Below are 5,153 nucleotides of genomic sequence, written 5' to 3' on the forward strand. Positions count from 1 at the left end.
CGGGCGCTGTCGGCGCGGGCGCGCGCGTCGGAGGAGCCCGCGACGGCGAGCACGACGGCGTCGCCCGGGCGCGCGCCGGCCTCGGTCAGCCGCTCGGCGGCGGCGACCACGAGCGCCGGGTCGGGGCCGAAGGTCTCGGCCACCAGCACGTCGTCGAACGCGGCGAGCTGGGCGGGGACGTCGGTGCGCACGTGGTAGCCGGCGGCGAGGAACATCGGCACGGCCACGCACGGCCCGTCGAGCTCGGCGACCGCGTCGGCCGGGGTGGGGCGGCGCACGTCGGCGAAGCCGACCGCCACCCGCACGCCCAGCCGCGCCCGGACGGCGGCCGCGACCTGCTCGGTGACGACGGCGCCCGCCGGGTCGCGCGTGCCGTGCGCGACCAGCAGCAGCGCGGGGTCGGTCGGGTGGGCAGGGGTCACCGGGCGTCTCCGTGCAGGCAGTGGCCGCCGACCGGGGCCGGGCCGGCGGCGGGGTCGAGGGCGAGCCGGTAGCCGCGCTTGACCACGGTCTGCACCAGCCGGGGTTCGCCCAGGGCGGCGCGCAGCCGCGCCATCGCCGTCTCCACGGCGTGCTCGTCGTCGCCGCCGCCGGGCAGGGCGGCGAGCAGTTCGGCGCGCGACACGACCCGACCGGGGCGGCGGCCCAGCGCGCGCAGCAGGGCCATGCCCGCGGGCGGCACCGCGCGCAGCACCCCGTCGACCAGGACGGCGTGCCCGCGCAGCTGCAGCAGGTGCCCGGCGACCGGGAGGGAACGCGCGCGGGCGGGCAGGTCGGCTTCCAGCGCGCGCACCATCGCCCCGAGCCGCGAGCGCTGCGGCTGCACGGTCGGCACGTCGACGGCTTCGAGCGGCGCCGCCGTCACCGGCCCCACGCACACCGCGACGACCGGCCCGCGCATCGCGGCCACCAGCTCGTCGCGGACGCCGCGCTCAGCGGCCCTGGCCAGCAGGCTGGCCGCGGCCGGGGCGCTGGTGAAGGTCAGCACGTCGACGCCGCCGGTGAGCACGGCGTCGATCAGCCGGTCCAGCGGTCCGATGTCGACCGGCGGGACCCACCGGTACACCGGCACCTCGACGACCTCGGCCCCGGCGACGCACAGCGCCTCCACCACGTCGGGCAGGGGCTCGCCGTGCAGCTGGACGGCGATGCGCAGCCCCTCGACGCCGCGTTCCAGCAGGTATTCGAGGACCTCGGCCGACGACTCCGACGGCGGCGACCACGCGTCGACCAGCCCGGAGGCGCGGATCGCCCCGCGCGCCTTGGGGCCGCGGGCGATGAGCCGGCTGCGTCCGAGCGCGGCCAGCAGCTCCTCGCCGATCCCCCAGCCGTCGGCGGCGGAGACCCAGCTGCGGAAGCCGATGCCGGTGGTCGCCACGGTGATGTCGGGCGGGGCCGCGATCAGCGCCCGGGTGGCCGCCTCCAGCTCGGTGTCGTCGGCGACCGGGACGATCCGCAGCGCCGCCCCCTGCACCACCGCGGCGCCCCGCCGGCGCAGCATGGTGGCCAGCTCGTCGGCGCGGCGGGCGGCGGTGATCCCGACGGTGAAGCCGGCCAGCGGCGCCACCGCGGCCGCCTCCGCGACGTCGTTCATCGCCGTCGACACGTCGGTCGGCCCTCCTGCTCCATCGTCACGATCGTCATCACGGTCGGCGCGGCCGGATGTCCGCGGTGCCCGTCCCCACGGTACGCAGCGCCTCCGCGGCGACCCGCCTCGACTTCGTCACTGCTCGGTCCACCCGACGGCCTGGTCACGGTCGGTGAACCTAGGCAACCCGCGTTACCTGCGGCGCGACGGGCGATGACACCGGCGTAACACCGGTGCCACCGCGCCGGCCCGTGAGCTGCGCCGTTCAGACCCGCACCGACGCCAACCGGGGCGCCGCGCCGGCCCGCACCGGCGCCACCCGCACGTAGACCGCGTAGGTCACGGCGACGCACACCACGTAGAAGGCCAGGAAGGCCCAGAACGCGGGCACCCCGGACCCGGCCGCCGCGAACGACTGCCGGAACGCCAGGTTGATCAGCAGCCCGCCGAGCGCGCCGACCGCCGAGATCAGCCCGAGCGCCGCCCCGGAGATGCGCCGCGCGTGCCGCAGCGCAGGCCCCTCCTCGGCGCCCTCGGAGATCCGGGCCTGCGCCTCCCGCCGGAAGATCGCCGGGATCATCTTGTAGGTCGAGCCGTTGCCGACCCCGGCGAAGACGAACAGGCAGATGAACCCGGCGGTGAACAGGCCGAGCGAGCCCAGCCCGGACGCCACGATGCACAGCAGGCTCGACAGCGCCATCGCGATGAAGTTCCAGAACGTCACCGTGGCGCCGCCGAGGCGGTCGGCCAGCCAGCCGCCCAGCGGGCGGATCAGCGACCCGATGAGCGGGCCGATGAAGGTGACCGCGGCCGCCTCCAGCGGCGTGCGCCCGAACTGGTTCTGCAGCACCAGGCCGAACGCGAACGAGTAGCCGATGAACGACCCGAACGTGCCGATGTAGAGGAACGACATGATCGCCGTGTGCCGGTGGGCCATGGCCAGCCGGGCCGCGCCGGTGTCGTTGCGCACGCTGGTGATGTTGTCCATGGTCAGCGCGGCGACCACGGACACGACCACCACCAGCGGGATGTAGACGGCCAGGATGATCCTGGGCTGGCCCGCCCCGGCCACCGCGATGACCAGCAGCGCGATCAGCTGGATCACCGCCACCCCGATGTTGCCGCCACCGGCGTTGAGCCCGAGCGCGAGGCCCTTGCGGGCGTCGGGGTAGAAGGCGTTGATGTTGGTCATGGAGGAGGCGAAGTTGCCGCCGCCGAGCCCGGCCAGCGCCGCCATCAGCAGGAACACCCAGTAGGGCGTGCCGGGCTGGAGCACGAACGCCGCCGCGACGGTCGGCACGAGCAGCAGCAGGCCGCTGATCACCGACCAGTTCCGGCCGCCGAAGCGCGCCACCGCGAACGTGTAGGGCACCCGCAGCACGGCGCCGACGAACGACCCCGTCGACACCAGCAGGAACTTCGCCGCCGCGTCCAGGCCGTACTCCGGGCCCATGAACAGCACGAAGACCGACCACAGGGTCCAGACCGAGAACCCGACGTGCTCGACGGCGATCGAGGCCCACAGGTTGCGGCGGGCGATCGGGGCGCCGACGCGCTGCCAGAACTCGGGGTCCTCCGGTTCCCAGTGGTCGATCCAGCGGCCGCGCACGAGCCCTTCCGAGCGGGTACCGGGGTCGATCGGGGCGGTGGTGGGCACGCCTGGCCTCCTCGGGTGTCGACGACGTCCCGAAGCTAGGAACGCGGCGTTACCCGGTGGTGCGGGTCGTGTGACGTCGGGGCAAAGGTGTGCTCACCAGCCCGGGCCGCCCCTGTGAGCGGGCGGCCGACCGCTCAGAGCAGGGCGCTGACCAGCCCCGCGGCCCGCTCCAGGCCCTCGAGCGTGCTCGGCGAGGCCTCCGGGTGCTGGGCGTGCAGCGCCAGCCGGAACAGCACCGCGCGCAACAGCGCCTGCGGCCACTGCGCGGTGTCGGCCCAGCGCTCCAGCAGCCCCCGGTCGCCCCCGCCCCAGGCGACGGCGTCGACCACGACGACGGCCGACGCCCACTCGGCGGGCCGCCAGCACGGCACCAGTTCGATCAGCGCGGGCACGCCGGCGTCGTCGAACAGCACGGCGCCGAACAGCTCGGGGTGCACCAGTCGGGGGGTCAGGTGCAGCGGCGCCCGGTAGGCGGCGAGCTGGGTGAACAGGGCTCCGCCGGTGGCCGGGTCCAACGGGACGCGCCGCTCGCCGAACGCCGCGGCGGCCGAGCGTGCGGCCAGGTCGTCGCGGCCGTCGAGCAGGCGGGGGCGCTCGACGTCGGCCAGTGCCTCGTGCAGGCGCAGGGCCGCGGTCAGCACGGCGTCGTAGCGGGGCTCGACGGTGCCGGCCACGAACCGGTTGGCCGCCCACCCGCCGACCACCCAGCGGCCGTCGGACGACCGCACCGGTTGGGCGATGCGCAGCCCCTCGACCCGCAGGCCGTCCAGCACGCCGGCCGACCAGGCCGTCACGACCTTGTCCGGGACGGGGCGCAGCAGCAGGTCGCCGCAGCGCCACGCCCGACGGCCGGCCCACATCGCCGGGCGGGGCTCCACTTCCGCGACCCCGAAAGCCGAGCGGACGTGCGGCGGCAGCGCCCCGGCGGACGGCAGGACGGGAACAGCGGTCACGCGGGCCACGCTACCGGCGGTACCGCTCGTCGCCGGGCCGCCACGCGGGCCGAGGTCGTCACGTTCGGTCCCGCAGGAGCGGTTCCACCACCCCTTCGGGCCAGGCGGGGACCGGCCTCCGTCACCGGGGAGCCGCGTCGGGATCCCGCTCGTCGGTCGCGGCGTCCCGGGCGTCGCGGTCGGAGACGGTCGTGGCGACGTCCCCGCCCCCGGCCTCGACGGCGGCCAGCGCGTCCGCGCGGACCTCCTCGGTGACCTGCTCGTCGTCGGGCAGCGGGGTGCGGGTGGCGACGCGCACGTCCTCCTGCAGGCCGCGCAGCTCCTCCAGGCCCGCCTCGAGCCGGCGCTGGTGCTGGTCGCGCTGTGCCTCCAGCGCGGTGACCTGCGCCGCCTGCTCGCGCGATTCCGGCTCCCGCGGGGCCTCGGCCAGCGACTCCTCGACCGAGCGCAGGGAGGCCTCGATCGCGCGGACCTCCTCGCCCGCCCGGTTGAGCATGGCGAACGTGCTCAGCTGCGCCTGCAGCGTCGCCCGGCGCCGTTCGAGCTCCTCGCGCCGGTCGCGCAGCTCGGTGATCGCGGTGGGCGGGTCCTCGTCGCGCTGGGCCGCCGGCGTGTCCTCCCACGCCTCCTCGACGGCGTCCAGGTCGACCAGTTGCTGGTCGACCGAGGCCAGGGCCGCGCCGGCCCGGGTCGCCCACTCGCCGTCGGCGGTGAAGTCCGGCGCCATGCCGACCGGCACCATCGCCATGACCGGCGGCGTCTCCGGCCGCGACCCGCTCAGGGCGTAGCCGCCGGCCAGCACGCCCAGGATGCCGAGCACCGCGAGGGAGCGGCGGGCGGTCGACGGCGGCCCCGCGGACCGCGAGCGGCGCCGGGACGCGGACCGGCCGGGTCCGGCGTCGGGGGGAGCCGACGGGCCGGCGGAGGGCCCGGAGCCCTCGGCCGAGGCCGCCGG

5 protein-coding genes are annotated in these 5,153 nt (G+C 76.5%); all 5 read right to left on the minus strand.

Annotated features, from left to right (window positions below):
- The coding region (locus KIK08_RS37180; RefSeq protein ID WP_308258133.1) for a sirohydrochlorin chelatase at positions 1–422 on the minus strand (422 nt) is incomplete at its 3' end.
- Positions 419–1,594 (minus strand): uroporphyrinogen-III synthase, encoded by a 1,176-nt coding sequence (locus KIK08_RS37185; RefSeq protein ID WP_214408007.1) that lies wholly within the window; start codon positions 1,592–1,594, stop codon positions 419–421. The genes KIK08_RS37185 and KIK08_RS37180, both read right to left, overlap by 4 nt.
- 259 nt (positions 1,595–1,853) lie before the next feature.
- Positions 1,854–3,245 carry an MFS transporter gene (locus tag KIK08_RS37190; RefSeq protein ID WP_308258134.1) on the minus strand — a complete coding sequence of 464 codons (1,392 nt, stop codon included), beginning with the start codon at positions 3,243–3,245 and terminating at the stop codon, positions 1,854–1,856.
- A 134-nt stretch (positions 3,246–3,379) separates the two neighbouring features.
- Positions 3,380–4,198, minus strand: a complete 819-nt coding sequence (locus tag KIK08_RS37195) for a TIGR02569 family protein (RefSeq protein ID WP_308258135.1) — start codon at positions 4,196–4,198, stop codon at positions 3,380–3,382.
- 121 nt (positions 4,199–4,319) lie between these two features.
- Positions 4,320–5,153: hypothetical protein (locus KIK08_RS37200; RefSeq protein WP_214408008.1), on the minus strand; the 834-nt coding region annotated here is incomplete at its 5' end.

The sequence above is a fragment of the Pseudonocardia lacus genome (assembly GCF_018531445.1).
In the GTDB taxonomy this organism is placed as follows: domain Bacteria; phylum Actinomycetota; class Actinomycetes; order Mycobacteriales; family Pseudonocardiaceae; genus Pseudonocardia; species Pseudonocardia lacus.

What these genes read in the sequence shown, in the direction of transcription:
- KIK08_RS37185 (WP_214408007.1), bottom strand. Translation starts at nt 1,594, where the DNA reads ATGAACGACGTCGCGGAGGCGGCCGCGGTGGCGCCGCTGGCCGGCTTC.